This window comes from Streptomyces hilarionis (assembly GCF_024539675.1).
Lineage (GTDB): Bacteria > Actinomycetota > Actinomycetes > Streptomycetales > Streptomycetaceae > Streptomyces > Streptomyces hilarionis.
Genome location: NZ_JAHHIT010000039.1, coordinates 25478 through 45592, shown reverse-complemented (window position 1 = coordinate 45592; position 20115 = coordinate 25478). Strand labels below are relative to the sequence as shown.

Genomic DNA, 20115 nt, shown 5'->3' with positions numbered 1-20115 from the left:
ATGCCCGAGATCGCCGACAACGGCCGTACGTGGCTCCTTTCGGGGCCGACGAGCAGCTATGCCCTCCACCTCACCGAGGCCGCCGAGCTGATCCATCTGCACTGGGGCCCGCGCATCGCGCTCGCGGACGCCGAGGCCCTCGCCGCCCACGCGCTGCCGGAGCGCGGAGCGTCCTTCGAGGCCCCGCTCGACGGGCGCGAGGAGTATCCGGTCGAGGGCGGCCCCCGCTTCGTGCGGCCCGCCCTGTCCGTGCGCACGGACGAGCGGCGCGGCACCGAGTGGGCCTTCGACGGGCACGAGAGCGACGACGGCGAGCTCCGGCTGCGGTTCCGGGACGCCGGGCTCGCGCTCACCCTCCACTACCGGATGCGCGACGACGTCGTCGAGCGGTGGACCACCCTGCGCAACGACGGCGACCAGCCGCTGGAACTGCTCCGCGCCGACTCGGCCACCTGGACCCTGCCGCTGCGCGACGCGTGGCGGCTGTCGCAGCTGCACGGCCGCTGGGCCGCCGAGTCGCGGCTGACGCAGGCCCCGCTCACCTACGGGGAGAAGGTCATCGGCAGCCGTCGCGGTCACACCGGACACCAGCACCTGCCCTGGGTCGCCCTCGACACCGACGCCACCGAGGAGCACGGCGAGGTCTACGGCTGCGCGCTGGGCTGGTCCGGCTCCTGGCGCATCGCCGTGGCCCAACTCCCCGACGCACGCGTGCAGATCACCGGCGGCGCGGGGTACGACGACTCGGGCCTGCTGCTCCTCGCGACGGGCGAGTCCTTCACCACGCCCGTCTTCGCCGGCCTGTGGAGCGACGCCGGTTTCGGCGGTGCGAGCCGCGCCTGGCACGCCTACCAGCGCGCCCACGTCGTCCCGGACGCCGAGCAGGACCGGCCGGTGCTGTTCAACTCCTGGGAGGCCACCTACTTCGACATCTCCGAGGAGCAGCAGGCGACCCTAGCCCGGCGGGCCGCGGCGATCGGCGTCGAGCTCTTCGTCGTCGACGACGGCTGGTTCGGGGCGCGCACCGGCGACCACGCCGGACTGGGCGACTGGCATCCCAACCCCGACCGGTTCCCCCACGGGCTCAAGCCCCTCGCGGACCACGTCCACGGCCTCGGCATGCGGTTCGGCATCTGGGTCGAGCCGGAGATGGTCAACCCCGACAGCGACCTGTACCGGGCGCATCCCGACTGGGTGCAGTTCCAACCGGGACGAAAGCGGACGGAGTTCCGCAACCAGCTCATGCTGAACCTCGCGCGCGAGGACGTCCAGGAGTACCTCTGGGAGCAGCTCCACGGCCTGCTCTCCAGCGCGCCGATCGACTACGTCAAGTGGGACTTCAACCGCTGCTTCACCGACGCCGGCTGGCCGGACGACGCCTACCCGCAACGCCTGTGGGTCGACCACGTACGCGCCCTGTACCGGCTGCTGGACCGGCTGCGGGCGGCCCACCCGGGCGTCGCCTTCGAGTCCTGCTCGGGCGGCGGCGGGCGCATCGACCTCGGCATCATGAGCCGCACCGACCAGGTGTGGACCTCCGACAACACCGACCCGCTCGACCGCCTCGACATCCAGCACGGCTTCAGCCAGATCCACCCCGCGCGGGTCATGGCCGCATGGGTCACCGACAGCCCCAACACCCAGCTCAACGGCCGGGTCAGCTCGCTGCGCTTCCGGTTCGTCAGCGCCATGGCGGGGGTGCTCGGCGTCGGCGGCGACCTCTCCGAGTGGAGCGAGGAGGAACTCGCCGAGGCGCGTCGGTGGGTGGATCTCTACAAGGACATCCGGCCGCTCGTCCAGCACGGCGACCTCTACCGGCTGCGCCCCCCGGCGGGCGGGCTGAGCGCCGTGCAGTACGTGCGCGGCGACGAGAGCGTCGTGCTCGCCTGGCTTCAGGCCCAGCGGTTCGGTGAGCCCGTGCCCGCCCTGCGGCTGCGCGGACTCGACCCGACGGCGTCGTACGAATGCCGTGAAACGGGCGAAGTGCACCGAGGTGCGGTGCTGCTGCACCACGGACTCCGGCCCGCGCTGCGCGGCGACCTCGATGCGACGGTTATCCGTCTGCGTCGCATCTGAGGTATCTGCCCGAATTGGATTCTTCGTTCTAACTCGCCAGGAAATAAAGGGACCTGGAGAGTCGTCACGTGAGCAGCGTCATATCCGTGACCGTACGTCGCCCGTCATGTGCACGTAATGCGCCTGCTTTTCCAGGGCGCTTGGGGCTGCTCACGTCATGTGTTTCACACAGGGTGACGGGGGATTCCCGGTGGGGATCAAGAGAAACACGTGAACCGTGCAACCTCTGCTTGTCTCCGTGCGTCCGGGTCGCTTACGTTCCACCCCAATCCGGACGGACGCCGAATCCTGCCACCGCCCGGATCCCGCACACTCACCCGTGCATGGCAGGAGCGGGGGACCCACAGGCACCACCGCCTGTTCCGGTTCCCGGAACAGGCTCGGGGTCAAGTCGCGTCTCGGCGCGGCCGGGCATCTCCAGCCCGCACCCGACAGCTCACCTCGCAGGCGCCGGAGAGGAATTCGTCATGCCCGCGAAGGGTAAGCACCGCCGTCCCAAGGCCCAGCGCCTCACCCGTTCCATCGCCGTCGCCGGAACGGGCGGCGCCGCACTCGCCCTCCCGCTGATGGGCGCCTCCGGCGCTCACGCGGCCACCCCCGAGTCGGTTTCGCAGACTTCCGCCCAGTCGGTCGCGCAGACGGTCTCGCACAAGACCGCCCAGACCGCCGGGACGACCCACAAGACCGCCACCGCGAAGACGTACACGGTGCGCTCCGGCGACTATCTCTCGAAGATCGCGGACGAGCAGAACGTCAGCGGCGGCTGGCACCGGCTCTACCAGGACAACCGCGCGGCCGTCGGCGACGACCCCTCGATGATCCACCCCGGCCTCAAGCTGTCGATCAACAAGAAGGCCGCGTCCGGCGCCCACAAGCCGTCCGCGTCGCCTTCCGGCGCCTCGTCCTCCAGGTCCTCGTCCGCCACGGGTTCGTCGAAGGCCTCCCAGTCGTCCGCGTCGAAGACGTCGGCCTCGTCGTCCTCGAAGGCGACCCAGGCCGCCGACACCGGCGCCGGCGGTTTCGCCCTGCCCGTGTCCGGGGCCGTCATCGGCACCCCGTACCACCAGTCGGGCAGCATGTGGTCCAGCGGTTACCACACCGGCGTGGACTTCGTCGTCCCGACCGGCACCACCCTGAAGGCCGTGGGCGCGGGCACCGTCGTCTCCGCCGGCTGGGGCGGCGCGTACGGCAACCAGGTCGTCATCAGGCTCGCCGACGGCTACTACGCCCAGTACGCCCACCTCTCCCAGCTCTCCGTCTCGGCCGGTCAGACCGTGACCGCGGGCCAGCAGGTCGGCCTGTCCGGGGCGACCGGCAACGTGACCGGTCCGCACCTGCACTTCGAGATCCGCACCACGCCGGACTACGGCTCCGACGTGGACCCGATCGCCTACCTCCGCGCGCACGGCGTCACCGTCGGCTGACCCCCCGACCGCCTCCGCCTGACACGCCGCCGAAGGCCGGGCTCCCGATCGAAAGAGGGGAGCCCGGCCTTCGCGTTCGCTTATTCCCTGATTGGCCAACTCTTTAGGAGTGGCTTATCTCACCGTCCGTCAACCCCTGCCTACGGTCGCGTAAGTCACATTCGAAGGTGAATCATGAACTGCTGTGGCAGACGATTCGAAGAATGACAACAGATCAGTGATCGGGTCGTACGTGGCGGTGGGGGACAGCTTCACCGAGGGCGTCGGCGACCCCGGCCCGGACGGGGCCTTCGTCGGCTGGGCGGACCGCTTCGCGGTGCTCCTCGCGGACCGGCGGCCCGAAGGCGACTTCGACTACACCAACCTGGCGGTCCGCGGAAAGCTGCTGGACCAGATCATGGAGGACCAGCTCCCCAGGGCCGTGGAACTCGCCCCGGACCTGGTCTCCTTCTGCGCGGGCGGCAACGACATCCTGCGTCCCGGCACCGACCCGGACGAGGTCGCCGAGCGCTTCGAGCGTGCGATCTCGGCCCTGAGCGCCGCGGCCGGCACCGTCATGGTGACCACCGGCTTCGACACCCGTGGCGTTCCCGTGCTCAAGCACCTGCGCGGCAAGATCGCCACGTACAACGGACACGTGCGCGCCGTCGCCGACCGGTACGGCTGTCCCGTGCTCGACCTGTGGTCCCTGAAGTCGGTGCAGGACCGCAGGGCGTGGGACGGCGACCGCCTCCACCTCTCGCCGGAGGGACACACGCGCGTGGCGCTGCGCGCCGGCCAGGTCCTCGGCCTGGAGGTGCCGGCCGACCCGGAGCAGCCCTGGCCGCTGCTCCCGCCGCGCGGCCCGCTCGAGGTGCGGCGCGACGACGTCCACTGGGCGCGCGAGTACCTGGTCCCGTGGATCGGCCGCCGGCTGCGCGGGGAGTCCTCCGGCGACCACGTGGTCGCCAAGGGCACGCTGTCGCCGGACGACATCAGGATGCGGATCTCCGCCGTCGCCTGACGCGCGCCCGTCGAGCGGTCTCGGGGCGGCGCGTTCGCGGCGGGCGGGTGCGGCCGGCCGTCCACGTCGGACGGCCGGCCGCTCCACCAGTGAGGTGATCGGACGGGAGTGGCGTCCCCGCGCGCGGGGGCACGGGTGCTGGGATGACCGCACACCCCCGCACCCGCACCCGCCGCTGCCGTCCGACACCCCCGAGGACCGGTCCCGCATGCCCCTTTCCCGTAGGTCCGTCGCCGCGGCCGTCGTCTTCCTGTCGGTCTTCGTCCCGGCGCTCGGCGCCGCGCCGGCGCTCGCGCTGCCCGCCCGTCCGGCGGCCGCACACCCTCCCGCGCCGCCCGCTGCCGCTCCCGCCACCGTGACGGTGACCGGGGAGGGCAGTGCGAGCGCGCCGCCCGATCTCGCGGTGGTCGGCGCCGGCGTCGAGGCCTCCGCCAAGACCTCGCAGTCCGCCCTGGACGCGCGGAACCGGGCGGCCGCCGCGCTGCTGGCCGCCGTCCGCGCCCAGGGGGTCGCCGAGCAGGACATCCGCACGCGGAGCGTCACCCTCGTCCCCCTGCACGCCTACGCCGACGGCGTCCCCCGGCTGACGGGCTACCAGGCGGCGCAGTCCTTCACGGTGACGGTGCGCGAGGTGGCGAAGACCGGCGCGGTCCTCCAGGCGGTCACCGACGCCGCCGGGGACGCGGCCCGCGTCGACTCCGTCGACTTCGACGTCTCCGACCCCGCTCCACTCCAGGCCCGCGCCCGTGCGGCCGCGCACGCCGACGCCCACGCCAAGGCCGAGCAGTACGCCCGCCTCAGCGGTCGCCGCCTGGGCGCGCTGGTCTCCCTCAGCGAGGACGCCTCCACCTCCCCGCGTCCCGTCCAGCCGGCCGGGGACACCCCCGGCGCCGGGATCGCCGCCGTGCCCGTGGCGCCCGGCGAGATCCGGGCCGCGGCGACGGTGACGGCCGTCTACGAACTCGACTGATCGCCGGACCGGCGCGCCGGGGCGTCCCGCGTCCCCGGTGCGTCCCGCGTCCCCGGGGCGAGGCCCAGTTCCCGGTCGAGCGCCTCGTCGGCCCACTCCTGCGCCCGGGCGCGGGGCACCGCGCCGTCGTAGGACGTCAGCTGGACGGCGAGGCCGTCCAGCAGGGCCGTCAGGCGCAGGGCGGCGCCGGCCGGGTCCGGGCAGGGGAACTCGCCCGCCGCCACGCCCTCCGCGATCACCTCGACCAGCGCGGCCTTCCACTCCTGGTCCAGGCCCCGGGCCACCTCGCGCAGCGCGGGTTCGCGCAGGGACGCCGCCCAGCCCTCGATCCACAGCCGCCAGCCCTTGGCCTGGCCCGTGGGCGCGTACCAGCGCACGGCGGCGCGCAGCCGGCGCAGCGCCGTCGTCCGGCGGCCGACCAGCTTGCGCAGGTGCGCCAGATCGTCCTGGGCGGCACGGGCGAACGCCTCGGCGACCAGCCGCTCCTTCGTCGAGAAGTGGTAGAGCACCAGCGCGTTGCTCACCCCGAGCGACGCGGCGACGTCGGCGATCCTGACCGCCGCCACGCCCCGCGCCTCGATCTGCTCGATGGCCGCCCGCAGCAGCTCCTCGCGCCGCTCGGCCACACCCAACCGGACCCTCGCCACCCGGTCACCCTATGCCGTGGCGTCCGGCGCCGGGCGGGCAGCCCGGGCGCGATCGCCACCCCGGGAGCGCGGGCGGCGTCATCCCCGCGCTCCCGGAACCCGGACGGGGTCCCGGAACCCGGAACACGGGGGAGGGAGCACCGCCACGGACCCGCGGGCCGCGGTCACGGACCGGGAGGTCGTCTCAGTCCCGGCGGTGCGTGCCGAAGCGGTCCGTGATCACCGGCAGGCGTTGCCGGGCGATGGCGTGCGCGGCGGCCCGTGGCGTCGTCCCGTCCGCCTCCGCGCGCGTGAGCACCCGTTCCACCAGGGAGCGCATGGAGCGGCGGGTGTGGGCGAAGGCCTCCTCCGCGTCCGCGCCGATGTCGCCGAAGAGCGTCCACCACCACCAGGCGTTGGTGCCGGAGTTGACGACGACGTCCGGCAGGACGCTCACCCCGCGCGCGTGCAGCAGCGCCTCCGCCTCCGCGACGACGGGCATGTTGGCCGCCTCGGCGATCCACCGGGCGCGGATCCGCCCCTGCTCCTCGACGCCGATCGCGTACGACACGGCGGCCGGGACGAGCACCTCCGCCTCCGTCGACAGCCAGGCGTCGTCCGGCAGCTCGCGGTCCCCGGGACGCAGGGCCCCGCGGTCGACGGCGCCGTGGGCGTCCCGTGCGGCGAGCAGCGACTCGACGTCGAGGCCCGCCGGGTTGGCGACGGTGCCCTTGACGTCGGCCACGGCCACCACGGTGAGTCCCGCGCGCGTGAGGAAGCGGGCGGTGGCCCCGCCCATGGTGCCGAAGCCCTGGAGCGCGACGCGGGTCCCCGCATGGGCCACCTTCGCCCGGTCCAGGGCGGTCAGGACGGACTCGGCGACCCCGCAGCCGCCGACCAGCTCGTCCAGACCGATGCCGTCGACCTCGACGGCGAACGCGGCCGCGAGCCGGGCCCGGGCGGCGTCCTCGTCGTCGAGCAGCGGGTGCACCGCCTGGACGCAGGACACCAGCCCCACCTCCGCGACCGCCCGGTCCACCAGCTCCTGGGTCAGCCCCAGGTCCTCGCCGGTGGTCCAGCAGCTCTCCACGTAGGGCCGCATCGCCCGCAGATAGCGCACGAGCAGCCCGTACGCCTGCGGGTCCCGGGGGTCGCAGTCGATGCCGCCCTTGGCGCCGCCCAGCGGGACGTAGCGGGCCTCGGGGTCGTAGTGGAGGGCCTCCTTCAGGCTCATGCCGCGGGCCAGCCCGGTGACCTCCTCCAGGGTGCAGCCCGGCCGCATGCGCAGGCCGCCGCTGCACACGCCGCGCACGAGCCGGTCGACGACCAGGAAGCCCTGGCGGCCGGTGAGGTGGTCGGTCCAGGTGAGGGACAGGAAGGGGGAGGTCACACGGGCTCCTCGGCGCACGTCGCGCACGGACCGGCCGGATCGGGACGGTTACTGAACAGTGGGTCAGTATCGGGAGCGCGAGCGAGGCCTGTCAACGCGTGGCCGCGGGGGGCGACCATAATGGAATGCCTCAGCGACCCCACCTGGAGGTACCGTGTCCGGTTTCCGTTCCCTGAGCTCCGGGCTCCGCGCTCTGCAGCCCGAGGCCTTCGGTGCGGATCCCCGCGGCGAGCGCCTCGCGCGCATCCGCAGATCGCCGCACTACAAGGACGGGGTCTTCGTGAACCCCGGCGGTCCGGCGCGGACCCGTCCCTCGGGCTCGGCCCTCGACTTCGCCAAGGTCTTCTTCGACAAGGAGCAGCGCCCCCGCCGCTCCCCGGCGGGCACCGTGCCCGTGCACGCCACCACCCTCGCCGACCTCGCCAAGCCGCCCGCCACCGGGCTGAGGCTGACGTGGATGGGGCACTCCAGCGTGCTGGCGGAGATCGACGGGCAGCGCGTCCTGTTCGACCCCGTCTGGGGGGAGCGCTGTTCCCCGTTCCCCTTCGCCGGCCCCAGGCGCCTCCATCCCGCGCCGCTGCCGCTGGCCGCGCTGGGCCCGGTCGACGTCGTCGTCATCTCGCACGACCACTACGACCACCTGGACCTGCCCACGATCAAGGCGCTGGCCGGCACGGACACGCTGTTCGCCGTGCCGCTCGGCGTCGGCGCCCATCTGGAGCACTGGGGCGTGTCCGCGGACCGGCTGCGCGAGCTGGACTGGCACGAGGAGACGAAGGTCGGCGGCCTGACCCTGACGGCCACGCCGGCCCGCCACTTCTGCGGCCGCGGCCTGCGCAACACCCAGCACACCCTGTGGGCCTCCTGGGTCGTCGCGGGCGAGGAGCACCGGATCTACCACAGCGGCGACACCGGCTACTTCGACGGCTTCCGCGAGATCGGAGCCGCCCACGGCCCGTTCGACGCGACGATGATCCAGATCGGCGCGTACTCCGACTTCTGGCCCGACATCCACATGACACCGGACGAGGGCATGCGGGCCCACCTCGATCTCGAGGGCGGTCCCGGCGGGGTGATGCTGCCCATCCACTGGGCCACCTTCAACCTGGCCACCCACGCGTGGACCGACCCGGGGGAGGGCACGCTGGCCGCCGGCCGGGCGGCGGGGGCGACGGTCGCCCTGCCGCGCCCGGGGGAGCCCTTCGAGCCCGGCGGCGAGAGCGTTCCGGGCGAACCGTGGTGGCGCGGCGCGGCGCTCGCCCCGGTCGGCGGGTGGCAGTCGCCGGACGGCACGACGGTCAAGGCCAAAGCCGATACGGAAAGTGACGGTGCGCAGGGCGCCGCCGAGGGCGGGGAAGCCTCGGAGGCGGTCCCGGCGGGCTGACCCGGGACAGGCGGCCGTTCGGGCCGGAAGCCGTGCGGGCCGGGGAGCGAGGAGCTCCCCGGCCCGCACGGTCGTTTTCCGACCGCTCCTGACCAGCTCTGATCGCGTTCGTTCCTCGTTACGTCCGTGGGTGTGCGGGGTTATCGGTCTGCCGTGCGAAGCCTCATACCAGAGCGGGACGCTGTGTGCGGGACTTTGTCAACTGCCCACCGCACATGATGGGTTGCCGACTACTGTGAGTCGCCGTCGCACAACACCGCGCCGTATTCCCCGGCTCTGGCGACCGACGGCTCTTCCGACCGACGACCCGGCTCGACGGACAGTACGAGGACACCGATGTCTCACCTCCGCGCACCCGCCGCACGCGCAGACCGCCGTGAGGGCGGGCGGCACGGGCGGCCGGCCCCCCGCACCGCACCGGCGCCGGCCGAGACACCCATACGGCCCCAGCTGCTGCGGCTCGCCGTGCTGCCCCCGACCGCGGTCGCCCTCAGCGCCTGCGCGGTCGTCCTGTTCACCGTGCGCTCCTCCGGCGTCCGGCTCGGCCCCACCCTGTGGGCGGTCCTCGCGGGCGGGGTCGCGGTGACCGGGGTCGGCCTCGTGATCGCCGCCGTGGCGGCGGACCGCGCCGCCCGCTCCGTCAGCGACCGCGTCGCGGCGCTGCGCCGCAGCAGCGCGCGCGGCGAGGCCGAACTGCTCGGCGTCGTCGAGACGCTGCGCCGCGGCGAGGCCCCGCCGACGCGCAGGTCGCGCGGTGGCCCGCCCGCCGACGCCGACGACTTCGAACTGCTCGCCGCCGACCTGTCCCGCGCCCACGACGGGGCCGTCACCGCCGTCGTGCAGGCCGCGCAGCTCTCCAGCCAGACCGGCAGCGAACAGAAGCTGGAGGTGTTCGTCAACCTGGCGCGCCGCCTTCAGTCCCTGGTGCACCGGGAGATCTCGATCCTCGACGAGCTGGAGAACGAGATCGAGGACCCCGACCTGCTCAAGGGGCTCTTCCACGTCGACCATCTCGCCACCCGCATCCGCCGCCACGCGGAGAACCTCGCCGTGCTCGGAGGGGCCGTGTCACGGCGGCAGTGGAGCAACCCGGTCTCCATGACCGAGGTGCTGCGCTCCGCGATCGCGGAGGTCGAGCAGTACTCGCGGGTCAAGCTCGTGCCGCCCGTCGACGGCGAACTGCGCGGCCACGCCGTCGCCGACGTCATCCACCTGCTCGCCGAACTCGTCGAGAACGCCACCGTGTTCTCCGCCCCGCACACCCAGGTGCTGCTGCGGGCCAACCTCGTCACCTCGGGCCTGGCCGTCGAGGTCGAGGACCGGGGCCTCGGCATGCCCGCCGAGGAGACGGGCCGGATGAACGCGCTGCTCGCCGACCCCGACCAGGTCAACGTGGGCCGTCTGCTCGCCGACGGCCGGATCGGGCTGTTCGTGGTCTCCCAGCTGGCCCGGCGGCACGGCATCCGGGTCCGGTTGCAGAACAACATCTACGGCGGCGTCCAGGCCGTTCTCGTCGTCCCGCAGGCGCTGCTGGGCTCCGCGCCCGGCCTCCCCGCAGGCGTGTCCCGGGGGCCGGACACCGACGGCGCCGGTCTGCCCCTGGCGCCCGCCCCGGGTCCCCTCGCCGCCGCCCCCGGCCGGCCCACGCTGCCGCCGGCCCCGCGCCACCCGGCGTCCGGGGCGGGGGCGCCCGCGACGCTCGGCGGCGGCCGCGGTCCCGACCCCGCGCGCCGGCCCCGCGCGAGGCACGCCGGGGCGGACCGTCACCCCGCCCCGGCGCACCGGTCCCCGGGCGACCCGACCGCCCCGGTCGGTCCACGGCGGGCGGGGGACACCGACGGCGCGGGCCGGCCCTCGGACACCGCGAGCGTGCGGGCGACCCCGACGCCGACCCCGACGCCGACCCCGACGCAGGCGCGGGCGCAGGACGGCAGCGACGGCGCCGGTCGCTCGTTCGCCGTCGGGCAGGTGCCGCCGCCCGCGTCGTCCGGCCACACCGGTGGGCACCCCACGCCGTCCGGCCCGTCCACCGCGTCCGGCCCGTTCGGCGGGTCCCCCGGGGCCGGGGACGCCGCCGACGCCCGCCCGTCGTCCGTCCCCTCATCCGTGCCGTCGTCCCTCCCCTCGCCGGGCTCTGCGGCGGGCCCTGCGGAGGTCCGCCCGGACGTGCCCCCGCGGCGCAACGGCGCCTCCGCCGGAGCGCCGGCTCTTCCCTCGCGGACACACGGCCGCCAGGGTCCCGCCGAGCCCGGCGCACAGCCGTCGGGCGCGCAGGGCGCGAACAGCGGGCCGCCGGCGCCGCTGCCCGTCCGCGGCGCGCGCGAGGCCCGGCCCAACCCGGCCGAGGCGACCCCCGGCATCCGGCACGGCGACCGGCCGGTCGTCGAGGAGCACGCGGGCCTCGCGCCCACACCGCGCGTCGGCCCGGTGCGCGGCACCATGGGCAAGCCCCGGCTGCCCCGCCGCCGGGCGCAGGAGCACATCGTGCCCCAGCTGCGCGGCGGTCCCGTCCCGCGCCCGGACTGCGAGCAGCCCGCCGGTCACGACCCCGGCCTGATGGCGGCCTTCCAGCGGGGCTTCGGCCTGGCCGAGGCCCAGCAGAGCCTGGAGGCGGACGCCGGGCAGGCGTCACCGCACCCGGCGCCCGACGACCGGGACCCGCTGGGCCCCGTGCGACCGCCGTCCCCGTCGTTCCCGTCCCCGTCCTCGCCGTCGTCCTCGTGGTCCCCGGAGCCGGCGTCCTCCCTCCCGTCCGACCTCCCGGACCCGTCGGGTGCGGCGGGCACGGCGGGACGGGCCCCGCACGCGGGGGCGGCCGTCCCGGGGCACGGCCTGCCCGGCGGGCACGAGGCCCCCGCCCGCGTCCCGGAGGGAGTCCGGCTCCTGCCGCCCCTGTCGCCCTCCGCCGACGACGGGCCGTCGCACCCGGCCGGGATATCCGTCCCGCGCCCCGCGCACGCGGTCGCGCCGCCCGAGGCGTACGGCGCCCGCGGCGGACCGGGCCGGACCGGCCCCGACCGCACCACCGCCCGGCACGACGGGAGCACACCGGCCGGATGACCACCGCGAGCGTCACCCCCACCCCCAGCGCTCCCGCAGACCTTCGTACCCCAAGGAGTCGATCCACCATGGCGAGCGATGCGCCGACCGGCCATGTTTCCGATCTCGACTGGCTGATGAGCGGCCTCGTGCAGCGCGTCCCGCACACCACGAGCGCGGTGCTGCTCTCCTGCGACGGGCTCGTGAAGTCGGTCCACGGCCTCGACCCCGACAGCGCCGACCACATGGCCGCGCTGGCCTCCGGCCTGTACTCCCTCGGCCGCAGCGCCGGCGTCCGCTTCGGCGACGGCGGCGACGTGCGGCAGGTCGTCGTCGAACTCGACTCGACGCTGCTGTTCGTCACCACCGCGGGGTCCGGCACGTGTCTCGCGGTGCTCGCCGGGCGCGAGGCCGACGCCGCCGTACTCGGCTACGAGATGTCGATGCTGGTCAAGAGCGTCCGGCCCTATCTGATGACGGCACCCCGGCAGCACGCGGAACCGTCGGTGATGGGACCTTGAACGTGGCGGCGGCCGGCGACGGGCCCTGGCTCGACGACGCGGCCGGACGACTGGTGCGCCCGTTCACGGTCAGCAACGGCCGGACCAGGCCCAGCGTCGCCCTCGATCTCATGTCGCAGGTGAGGGCCACAGGGGCGACCCCCCTCGGCTATCTCGGCCCCGAGCACGCGCAGGCGCTCGACCTGACCCGCGCGCCCGTGTCGGTCGCCGAGATCGCGGCCCATCTGAGGCTGCCGGCGGCGGTCACCAAGGTGCTGCTGTCCGACCTCCTCGACTGCGGGGCGCTCACCACCAAGCCCCCCGAGTACCACCACACACCCACCGACCGGGCCCTACTGGAGGCAGTGCTCGATGGACTACGACGACAGCTCTGACCGCGACGCATACGACAGGTACGGCGACAGCCGCGCCTACGGAGGACCCGACGACGCCGGACCCGACCCGTTCCCCACCGCCCTGAAGATCCTGGTCGCGGGCGGGTTCGGGGTCGGCAAGACGACCTTCGTCGGCGCCGTGAGCGAGATCGCGCCGCTCAGCACGGAGGAGCTGCTCACCACCGTCAGCGCCGCCACCGACAACCTCGACGGCATCGAGAACAAGGTCGAGACGACCGTGGCCATGGACTTCGGCCGCATCACCCTCGACCCCCGGCACGTCCTCTACCTGTTCGGCACCCCCGGCCAGGAGCGGTTCTGGTTCATGTGGGACGAGCTGTCCGAGGGCGCCCTCGGCGCGGTCATCCTCGCGGACACCCGCCGGCTGGAGGAGTGCTTCGCCGCCGTCGACTTCTTCGAGGAGCGCGGACTCGCCTTCATCATCGCCGTCAACGAGTTCGACGGCTCCCACCGCTACGACCCCGAGGAGGTGCGCGCCGCCATCGACCTGGACCCGTCCGTCCCCGTCGTGCGCTGCGACGCGCGGATCTCCGCCTCCGGCGTCCAGACCCTGCTCACCCTCGTCAAGCACCTCATCGCCCACGCGCCGGCCGCACCCCAGCCGAGCCGCGGCGCCCACATGTGACGCCCGCACCCACGCCCCCGGAGCCGCAAATGACGTACGTCCACAGCGACGGAGCCCGGCCATGAGCTACGACCCGCCGCGTCCGGCCGGTCGTCTGCTGCTCACGCCGGAGGACAGGGAGGCTCCCGCGCGGGCGCGCCGGCTGCGCCGGCTCGGCCTCGGGGAATGGCCGGAGGCCGCCCTGGACGCCTTCGCCGAGCGGCTCGCCGAGGTGACCGGGGCGCCGTACGCCATGGTCAACTTCCTCGACGAGGAGCGGCAGTTCTTCGCCGGGCTGCACACCCCGCAGGGCGGCCGGACCGCCCGGGGCGGCAAGCCCGAGCTGGGCCGGCGACTGGCCCGCGAATACGGCTACTGCCCGCACGTCGTGGTGCGGCGCAAGGCGCTGGTCCTGGAGGACGTGGCCGACTACCCGCGCTTCGCGGGCAACCCCGTCGTCGACGAATACGGCATCCGCAGCTACCTGGGCGCCCCGCTCATCGACTCGACCGGCATGGCGCTGGGCACGGTCTGCGTCGCCGATCTGCGGCCCCGTCCCTGGGGCAGGGCCGGTCTGGACACCATCAAGGCGACGGCCGCCGATCTCGCCGGACATTTGCAGCGCCGCGAGCGCGAGGGTGCCCCCTGAGCGGGGGAGACCGCACCCGCTCCGCGGGCGGTCCTGCGCGGCGGGATCAGAGGGCCTGCCACATGTTGTCGAAGCCCGCGTCCTCGATGGACCGCCGCTGCCGCACGGCCTCCAGTTCCGCCAGCGCGTCGCCGGTCGACGCGAGCACCGTGACGACCGCCTCGTCCAGCGGCCCCGGGAACCCCTCGGCGGGCTCCTCGCGCAGGCCGACGGCGGCGGTCAGCGTGGCGAGGACCGGCTCGTCCGACGCCCAGCGCGCGGCGGCGCGCCGCCGCGCCGGGGAGTCGACGGGCGCCGGCGCGGACCGGGCGGCGAGCAGCCGGCCGCGCGTGCGCGCGACGAGTCCGTCCGCCGCCAGCCGGGCGGCGTAGGCGGCCGCCAGATCGCGGCCCCTCCGCCACAGCCAGTCCTCCAGCGACTCGTACGGCTCCGTGCGCACGAACGAGGACTCGGCCGCGGCCAGGAGAGCGTCCTGCGGCACCGTCGGCGGTCCGGGCACGACGAGGTCGCCGTCGAGGACGAAGGACCCCGCCCTCACCAGATCGACGGCCTCCGCGCCCGCGAGGGCGAGCGACAGGTCCCCCTGCCCGACGTCGCGCACGGGCGGCACGTCCAGGGCGAGGATCATCAGATCCCGTGCTGTCGTCATCATCGGGCACTCCCCATCGTTCGGTCGCAAGGAGGTCGCTCCCCGGGGCCGGTCAGCCGGTCGGCCCGGTGCGGGTTGCGGTCAAGGGTGACACGGCCCACCGTGGTGTGCGAGAAGCCCGTCCCCGGGGCGAAGCCACTCGTGTGAAGCACAGCTGTGGCGGCGCTTAAGAAAAGCTCGATGGACCCGGCCGGGTCGAGTACGGCAGATTGCTCGGCGAATCCACACGTGTTCCCGGATGCGGGGCCCTTCGGCCTGCTCGCGGCCGGGCCCTCACCACAGGAGCCGTTGCGTTGAAGGCGCTGGTCAAGGAGAAGGCGGAGCCCGGACTGTGGCTCGCGGACGTCCCGGAGCCCGCCGTCGGCCCCGGGGACGTGCTGATCAGGGTGCTGCGCACCGGCATCTGCGGCACCGACCTGCACATCCGGTCCTGGGACGGCTGGGCGCGGCAGACGATCACCACGCCGCTCGTGCTCGGCCACGAGTTCGTCGGGGAGGTCGTCGGCACCGGCCGCGACGTCGCGGACATCGCCGTGGGGGACCGGGTCAGCGGCGAGGGGCACCTGGTGTGCGGCAAGTGCCGCAACTGTCTCGCCGGACGCCGCCACCTGTGCCGGGCCACCGTCGGCCTCGGCGTCGGACGGGACGGCGCGTTCGCGGAGTACGTCGCCCTGCCCGCGGCCAACGTGTGGGTGCACCGCGTGCCGGTGGACCTCGACGTGGCGGCGATCTTCGACCCGTTCGGCAACGCCGTGCACACCGCCCTGTCCTTCCCGCTGGTCGGCGAGGACGTCCTGATCACCGGCGCCGGACCGATCGGGCTGATGGCCGCGGCCGTGGCCCGCCACGCCGGGGCCCGCAACGTCATGGTCACCGACGTCAGCGCGGAGCGGCTGGAGCTGGCCCGCAAGATCGGCGCGACGCTCGCGCTCGACGTGTCGCAGGCCTCCATCGCCGACGGGCAGCGGGAACTCGGGCTGCGCGAGGGCTTCGACATCGGCCTGGAGATGTCCGGCAGGCCGGAGGCGATGCGGGACATGATCGCCAACATGACGCACGGCGGCCGGATCGCCATGCTGGGGCTGCCCGCCGAGGAGTTCCCGGTCGACTGGGCCCGGATCGTCACGTCGATGATCACGATCAAGGGCATCTACGGCCGCGAGATGTTCGAGACCTGGTACGCGATGTCGGTGCTGCTGGAGGGCGGCCTCGACCTCGCCCCCGTGATCACCGGCCGGTACGGCTACCGCGACTTCGAGGCGGCCTTCGCCGACGCGGCGAGCGGCCGCGGCGGCAAGGTCATCCTCGACTGGACCGCGTGAGGCGTCCGCGCCTCCCCCGTCCACCGCGCGTCCCGCCTTTCCCGCGTTCTCTGCGTTTCCTAGGAGCCTCCTGATGTTCGACTCCGTGCGCGACGACCTGCGCGCCACCCTCGACGAGATCCGCGCCGCCGGCCTGCACAAGCCCGAGCGCGTGATCGGCAGCCCCCAGTCGGCCACCGTCGCCGTCACCGCCGGCGGCCGGCCGGGCGAGGTCCTCAACTTCTGCGCCAACAACTACCTCGGCCTCGCCGACCACCCCGAGGTCGTCGCGGCGGCCCACGAGGCCCTCGACCGCTGGGGCTACGGCATGGCGTCCGTGCGTTTCATCTGCGGGACGCAGGAGGTGCACAAGGAGCTGGAGGCGCGGCTGTCGGCCTTCCTCGGCCAGGAGGACACGATCCTGTACTCCTCCTGCTTCGACGCCAACGGAGGCGTCTTCGAGACGCTCCTCGGCCCCGAGGACGCGGTCATCTCCGACGCCCTCAACCACGCCTCCATCATCGACGGCATCCGGCTGTCCAAGGCCCGCCGCTTCCGCTACGCCAACCGCGACATGGCCGACCTGGAGCGGCAGTTGAAGGACGCGTCCGACGCGCGCCGGCGGCTGGTCGTCACCGACGGCGTGTTCTCCATGGACGGCTACGTGGCACCCCTGGCCGAGATCTGCGACCTCGCCGAACGCTACGACGCGATGGTCATGGTCGACGACTCGCACGCGGTCGGCTTCGTCGGCCCCGGCGGCCGCGGCACGCCCGAGCTGCACGGGGTGATGGACCGGGTCGACATCATCACCGGCACCCTGGGCAAGGCCCTCGGTGGCGCGTCCGGCGGCTATGTCGCCGCGCGCGCGGAGATCGTCGCCCTGCTGCGCCAGCGCTCGCGCCCGTACCTGTTCTCCAACACCCTCGCCCCGGTGATCGCGGCCGCCTCGCTCAAGGTCCTCGACCTGCTGGAGTCCGCCGACGACCTGCGCGTACGGCTGGCCGAGAACACCGCCCTGTTCCGCCGCCGCATGACGGACGCGGGCTTCGACGTCCTGCCCGGCGACCACGCCATCGCCCCCGTGATGATCGGCGACGCGGCGAAGGCGGGCCGGATGGCGGAACTGCTCCTGGAGCGGGGGGTGTACGTGATCGGGTTCTCGTACCCGGTGGTCCCGCAGGGACAGGCCCGCATCCGCGTCCAGCTGTCCGCCGCGCACTCCACGGACGACGTGAACCGTGCCGTGGACGCCTTCGTCGCGGCCCGCGCGGAGCTGGGGGAGGCCGAGCCCGCGGCGGTCTGAACCGCGCGCGGTCCGAGCAGCCCGGACATATTGCGATAATCGGTCCCATGATCGAAGCGCGGCGGCTCCACATCCTGCGTGCGGTGGCCGACCACCGCACCGTGACGGCGGCTGCCGCCGCGCTGTACCTCACGCCGTCCGCGGTCTCCCAGCAGCTGACGGCCCTGGAACAGGAGACGGGCCACCGGCTCGTCGAACGCGGCGCCAGGGGGGTACGGCTCACCCCGGCCGGGGAGATCCTGCTGGCGCACACCCACGCCGTCCTCGCGCAGCTCGAGAGGGCCGAGGCCGAGCTGGCCGCCTACAGCTCCGGTGCGGCCGGCACGGTCACCGTGGCGGCCTTCGCCACCGGCATCGCCCTGGTCGTGGCGCCCGCGGTGGCCCGCCTCGCCCACACCGCCCCGGGCATAAGGATCCGCGTCCAGGACGCCGAGGGCGACGCCAGCCTGCCGATGGTGCTCGACCGGCAGGTCGACGTCGCCGTGGCGGTCGAGTACCGCGGCGCCCCGGCCGCCGACGACCCGCGCCTCGCGCACGTTCCCCTCTACGCCGAGCCCTTCGACGCCGTGGTGCCCGTCGCGCACCGGCTCGCCGACGCCCCCGAGGTGCCCTTGGCCGAGCTGGCCAAGGACACCTGGATCGGCCCCTACCCCGGCAACCCCTGCCACGACGTGGTCGTCCTGGCGTGTGAGAGCGCCGGGTTCCAGCCCCGCCTCGAACACTCCTCGGACGACTTCCGCGCGGTCGTCGCCCTCGCCTCGGCGGACGCGGGCGTGGCGCTCGTGCCGCGTTCCGCGCTGCGCGGCATGGACCTCACGGGCGTGGTGGTGCGACCCGTCGACGGCGTGGCGCCGACCCGGCGCGTCTTCGCCGCCGTGCGCCGGGGCGCCGAGGAGCACCCGCTGATCCGGCCGGTGCTCGAGGCGCTCGGCGAGGCCGCCCGGGTGTGAGGCTCCGGCCACCGCGCCTGTGAGGTCCCGGTAACCGGGCCGTCTCATATCCGGGATAGCGTCTCGCATATGAGACATTCATCGGAGCCGGCCGAGTCGCCGGCCGAGTCGCCGGACGACGTCGACGCGCGCCTGGCCGCGCGCCTCGCCGACCTGAGGGTCGAACACGGCTGGTCCCTGGGGGAGTTGGCGCAGCGCACCGGGATCAGCAAGTCCACCCTGTCGCGTGCCGAGCGGGCGGAGATCAGCCCGACGGCCTCCCTCCTGAACCGCCTGTGCCACGCGTACGGGCGGACGATGTCCCGCCTGCTCGGCGAGGTCGAGGCGGAGCCCGTGCCGCTCGTGCGCGCCGGCGAACAGTCCGTCTGGCAGGACCGGGCCTCCGGGTTCGTCCGCCGCTCGGTGTCGCCCCCGCACCCCGCGCTGCGCGGCGAACTGGTCGAGGGGCGCCTGGCCGTGGGCGCCGACATCGCCTACGACCGGCCGCCCGTGGCGGGCCTGGAGCAGCACGTGTGGGTGCTGGAGGGCGCCCTCGACGTGACGGCCGAGAACGTCGAGCGGCGCCTCGAAGCCGGTGACTGCCTGCGGCTGCGGGTGTGGGGGCCGACCCGGTTCCGGTGCGCGGGCGACGTCCGGGCACGGTACGTGCTGGCGGTGGTCCTGCCGTGACGACGATCCGCCTGGACGCGCCCCGACTGCTGGCGCACGCGGAGGAGTTGGCCGACCTGCTGCTCGACACGGTGCACGGGGGCGCCTCGGTCGGCTTCCTCGCGCCGCTCGACCGGGCCGAGGCCGTCGCCTGGTGGCGCGGCACCGCCGCCGAGGTGGCCGCGGGACGGCGCGCCGTCTGGGCGGCCCTGGACGGCCGCCGGGTCGTGGGAACCGTCGCCCTGGCCTTCCCCGACAAGCCCAACAGCCGCCATCGCGCCGAACTCGTCAAGCTGATGGTCCACCGGGACGCCCGGGGGCAGGGCCTCGGACGCGCCCTGCTCACGACGGCCGAGCGGGCCGCCGCGGCCGGCGGCGTCACCCTGCTCCACCTGGACACCGAGACCGACAGCCCGGCCGAACACCTCTACCGCACCGCCGGCTGGACCCGTGCGGGAGTGATCCCCGACTACGCGGCCGACCCGGCCGGGACGCTCCGCCCGACCACCCTGTACTACCGGCGCCTCACCGCCGGGTGACTGTCGGTGGCAGCCGCTACCGTGCGAGGCATGCCGGACGCCGAAGACGCACGCCGTATCGCCCTGTCCCTGCCGGACACCACGGAGAAGACCGCCTGGAGCATGCCCACCTTCCGGGTCGCGGGGAAGATGTTCGCCACCCTGCCCGAGGACGAGACCTCCCTGGCCGTGCGCTGCCCCAAGGAGGAACGCGACGAACTGGCGCTCGCCGAGCCCGGCAAGTTCTGGATCGCCGACCACGAGGCCCAGTTCGCCTGGGTGCGGGCCCGGCTGTCCGCCCTGGAGGACGAGGACGAACTGCGCGACATCCTGGCCGACTCCTGGCGGCAGGCGGCCCCGCCGCACCTGCTGGAGACGTATCCGGACCTGGGGCGGCCCCCGGGGGAGTGAGGCGGTCCCGGCAGCCGCGACCCGGGAGAAACGGGTGCGCGACCATCGACCCGAGTGCGGTATTGTTTCCATGCGCGTTCGGCCAGGGGAAACCCCAGGTCAGCGGGTATCGGGACGTGGCGCAGCTTGGTAGCGCACTTGACTGGGGGTCAAGGGGTCGCAGGTTCAAATCCTGTCGTCCCGACCAGCTTCATCGCAGGTCGGAGGGCCGTTTCCACAGCAATGGGGAAACGGCCTTCGTCATGTCCGCG

General features: G+C 74.2%; 19 protein-coding genes, 1 tRNA gene and 1 riboswitch. Of the genes, 17 read left to right on the top strand and 3 right to left on the bottom strand.

Translation table 11 applies throughout. The annotated features are described in order from the left end of the window. From KMS84_RS07790 to KMS84_RS07775, 4 genes are all read left to right on the top strand, one after another. Entirely contained in the window at positions 1-2076 is a 2076-nt protein-coding gene (locus KMS84_RS07790) for an alpha-galactosidase (protein WP_256915336.1), read from the top strand. A gap of 285 nt (positions 2077-2361) precedes the next feature. Then, positions 2362-2539: riboswitch (cyclic di-AMP (ydaO/yuaA leader) on the top strand. Positions 2540-2543: 4 nt separating this feature from the next. Continuing rightward, positions 2544-3500: a M23 family metallopeptidase gene (locus tag KMS84_RS07785; protein ID WP_256915335.1), complete on the top strand. Its 957-nt coding sequence runs from the start codon at positions 2544-2546 to the stop codon at positions 3498-3500. Between the two features lie 217 nt (positions 3501-3717). Continuing rightward, on the top strand, positions 3718-4503 hold the full coding sequence (locus KMS84_RS07780; RefSeq protein ID WP_256915334.1) for an SGNH/GDSL hydrolase family protein: 786 nt from the start codon (positions 3718-3720) through the stop codon (positions 4501-4503). 208 nt (positions 4504-4711) lie between these two features. Further along, positions 4712-5473, top strand: coding sequence for an SIMPL domain-containing protein (locus KMS84_RS07775; RefSeq protein WP_256915333.1), 762 nt, complete (start codon positions 4712-4714; stop codon positions 5471-5473). Here KMS84_RS07775 and KMS84_RS07770 read toward each other — a convergent pair. Then, positions 5458-6120 carry a TetR/AcrR family transcriptional regulator gene (locus tag KMS84_RS07770; RefSeq protein WP_256915332.1) on the bottom strand — a complete coding sequence of 221 codons (663 nt, stop codon included), beginning with the start codon at positions 6118-6120 and terminating at the stop codon, positions 5458-5460. The two genes, KMS84_RS07775 and KMS84_RS07770, sit on opposite strands and share 16 nt — an antisense overlap. Before the next feature lie 184 nt (positions 6121-6304). Beyond that, positions 6305-7489, bottom strand: a complete 1185-nt coding sequence (locus KMS84_RS07765; RefSeq protein ID WP_256915331.1) for a Glu/Leu/Phe/Val dehydrogenase dimerization domain-containing protein — start codon at positions 7487-7489, stop codon at positions 6305-6307. 154 nt (positions 7490-7643) lie between these two features. Here KMS84_RS07765 and KMS84_RS07760 point away from each other — a divergent pair, with 154 nt between their 5' ends. The 6 genes from KMS84_RS07760 to KMS84_RS07735 all read left to right on the top strand — a co-directional run bounded on the left by KMS84_RS07760 (position 7644) and on the right by KMS84_RS07735 (position 14081). Next, the gene (locus KMS84_RS07760; RefSeq protein WP_256915330.1) at positions 7644-8873 is read left to right on the top strand and encodes an MBL fold metallo-hydrolase; all 1230 of its coding nucleotides are present in this window, start codon (positions 7644-7646) and stop codon (positions 8871-8873) included. A gap of 336 nt (positions 8874-9209) precedes the next feature. Beyond that, the gene (locus KMS84_RS07755) at positions 9210-11933 is read left to right on the top strand and encodes an ATP-binding protein (protein ID WP_256915329.1); all 2724 of its coding nucleotides are present in this window, start codon (positions 9210-9212) and stop codon (positions 11931-11933) included. Positions 11934-12001: 68 nt separating this feature from the next. Continuing rightward, the gene (locus KMS84_RS07750; protein WP_109004254.1) at positions 12002-12433 is read left to right on the top strand and encodes a roadblock/LC7 domain-containing protein; all 432 of its coding nucleotides are present in this window, start codon (positions 12002-12004) and stop codon (positions 12431-12433) included. Positions 12434-12435: 2 nt separating this feature from the next. After that, the gene (locus tag KMS84_RS07745; protein ID WP_256915420.1) at positions 12436-12807 is read left to right on the top strand and encodes a DUF742 domain-containing protein; all 372 of its coding nucleotides are present in this window, start codon (positions 12436-12438) and stop codon (positions 12805-12807) included. Beyond that, entirely contained in the window at positions 12785-13453 is a 669-nt protein-coding gene (locus KMS84_RS07740; protein ID WP_256915328.1) for a GTP-binding protein, read from the top strand. The genes KMS84_RS07745 and KMS84_RS07740 overlap by 23 nt, the downstream gene beginning before the upstream one ends. A gap of 61 nt (positions 13454-13514) precedes the next feature. Then, entirely contained in the window at positions 13515-14081 is a 567-nt protein-coding gene (locus KMS84_RS07735) for a GAF domain-containing protein (protein WP_256915327.1), read from the top strand. Between the two features lie 46 nt (positions 14082-14127). Here KMS84_RS07735 and KMS84_RS07730 read toward each other — a convergent pair whose 3' ends face one another. Continuing rightward, positions 14128-14730 (bottom strand): GPP34 family phosphoprotein, encoded by a 603-nt coding sequence (locus KMS84_RS07730; protein WP_256915419.1) that lies wholly within the window; start codon positions 14728-14730, stop codon positions 14128-14130. A 293-nt stretch (positions 14731-15023) separates the two neighbouring features. On the opposite strand from KMS84_RS07730, the gene tdh reads away from it, so the two are divergent. From tdh to KMS84_RS07695, 7 genes are all read left to right on the top strand, one after another. Further along, complete coding sequence (gene tdh / locus KMS84_RS07725) at positions 15024-16052, top strand: L-threonine 3-dehydrogenase (protein WP_256915326.1); 1029 nt, start codon at positions 15024-15026, stop codon at positions 16050-16052. Between the two features lie 73 nt (positions 16053-16125). Then, the gene (locus tag KMS84_RS07720; protein ID WP_256915325.1) at positions 16126-17337 is read left to right on the top strand and encodes a glycine C-acetyltransferase; all 1212 of its coding nucleotides are present in this window, start codon (positions 16126-16128) and stop codon (positions 17335-17337) included. Positions 17338-17384: 47 nt separating this feature from the next. Further along, a complete protein-coding gene (locus tag KMS84_RS07715; RefSeq protein ID WP_256915324.1) occupies positions 17385-18287 on the top strand; it encodes a LysR family transcriptional regulator in 903 nt (300 codons plus the stop codon). Between the two features lie 69 nt (positions 18288-18356). Then, entirely contained in the window at positions 18357-18956 is a 600-nt protein-coding gene (locus KMS84_RS07710) for a helix-turn-helix domain-containing protein (RefSeq protein ID WP_256915323.1), read from the top strand. Further along, positions 18953-19474: a GNAT family N-acetyltransferase gene (locus KMS84_RS07705; RefSeq protein ID WP_256915322.1), complete on the top strand. Its 522-nt coding sequence runs from the start codon at positions 18953-18955 to the stop codon at positions 19472-19474. Before KMS84_RS07710 ends, KMS84_RS07705 begins: the two co-directional genes overlap by 4 nt. 30 nt (positions 19475-19504) lie before the next feature. Further along, a complete protein-coding gene (locus tag KMS84_RS07700; protein WP_256915321.1) occupies positions 19505-19864 on the top strand; it encodes an MmcQ/YjbR family DNA-binding protein in 360 nt (119 codons plus the stop codon). Positions 19865-19974: 110 nt separating this feature from the next. After that, positions 19975-20051: transfer RNA gene (locus KMS84_RS07695), tRNA-Pro, on the top strand. Positions 20052-20115 lie beyond the last annotated feature (64 nt).

Bases quoted from the DNA above. Each gene is read 5' to 3' on its own strand.
- KMS84_RS07790 (WP_256915336.1), top strand. From the start codon at position 1: ATGCCCGAGATCGCCGACAACGGCCGTACGTGGCTCCTTTCGGGGCCG.
- KMS84_RS07785 (WP_256915335.1), top strand. From the start codon at position 2,544: ATGCCCGCGAAGGGTAAGCACCGCCGTCCCAAGGCCCAGCGCCTCACC.
- KMS84_RS07775 (WP_256915333.1), top strand. From the start codon at position 4,712: ATGCCCCTTTCCCGTAGGTCCGTCGCCGCGGCCGTCGTCTTCCTGTCG.
- KMS84_RS07755 (WP_256915329.1), top strand. From the start codon at position 9,210: ATGTCTCACCTCCGCGCACCCGCCGCACGCGCAGACCGCCGTGAGGGC.
- KMS84_RS07750 (WP_109004254.1), top strand. From the start codon at position 12,002: ATGGCGAGCGATGCGCCGACCGGCCATGTTTCCGATCTCGACTGGCTG.
- KMS84_RS07740 (WP_256915328.1), top strand. From the start codon at position 12,785: ATGGACTACGACGACAGCTCTGACCGCGACGCATACGACAGGTACGGC.
- KMS84_RS07735 (WP_256915327.1), top strand. From the start codon at position 13,515: ATGAGCTACGACCCGCCGCGTCCGGCCGGTCGTCTGCTGCTCACGCCG.
- KMS84_RS07730 (WP_256915419.1), bottom strand. From the start codon at position 14,730: ATGACGACAGCACGGGATCTGATGATCCTCGCCCTGGACGTGCCGCCC.
- KMS84_RS07720 (WP_256915325.1), top strand. From the start codon at position 16,126: ATGTTCGACTCCGTGCGCGACGACCTGCGCGCCACCCTCGACGAGATC.
- KMS84_RS07715 (WP_256915324.1), top strand. From the start codon at position 17,385: ATGATCGAAGCGCGGCGGCTCCACATCCTGCGTGCGGTGGCCGACCAC.
- KMS84_RS07710 (WP_256915323.1), top strand. From the start codon at position 18,357: ATGAGACATTCATCGGAGCCGGCCGAGTCGCCGGCCGAGTCGCCGGAC.
- KMS84_RS07700 (WP_256915321.1), top strand. From the start codon at position 19,505: ATGCCGGACGCCGAAGACGCACGCCGTATCGCCCTGTCCCTGCCGGAC.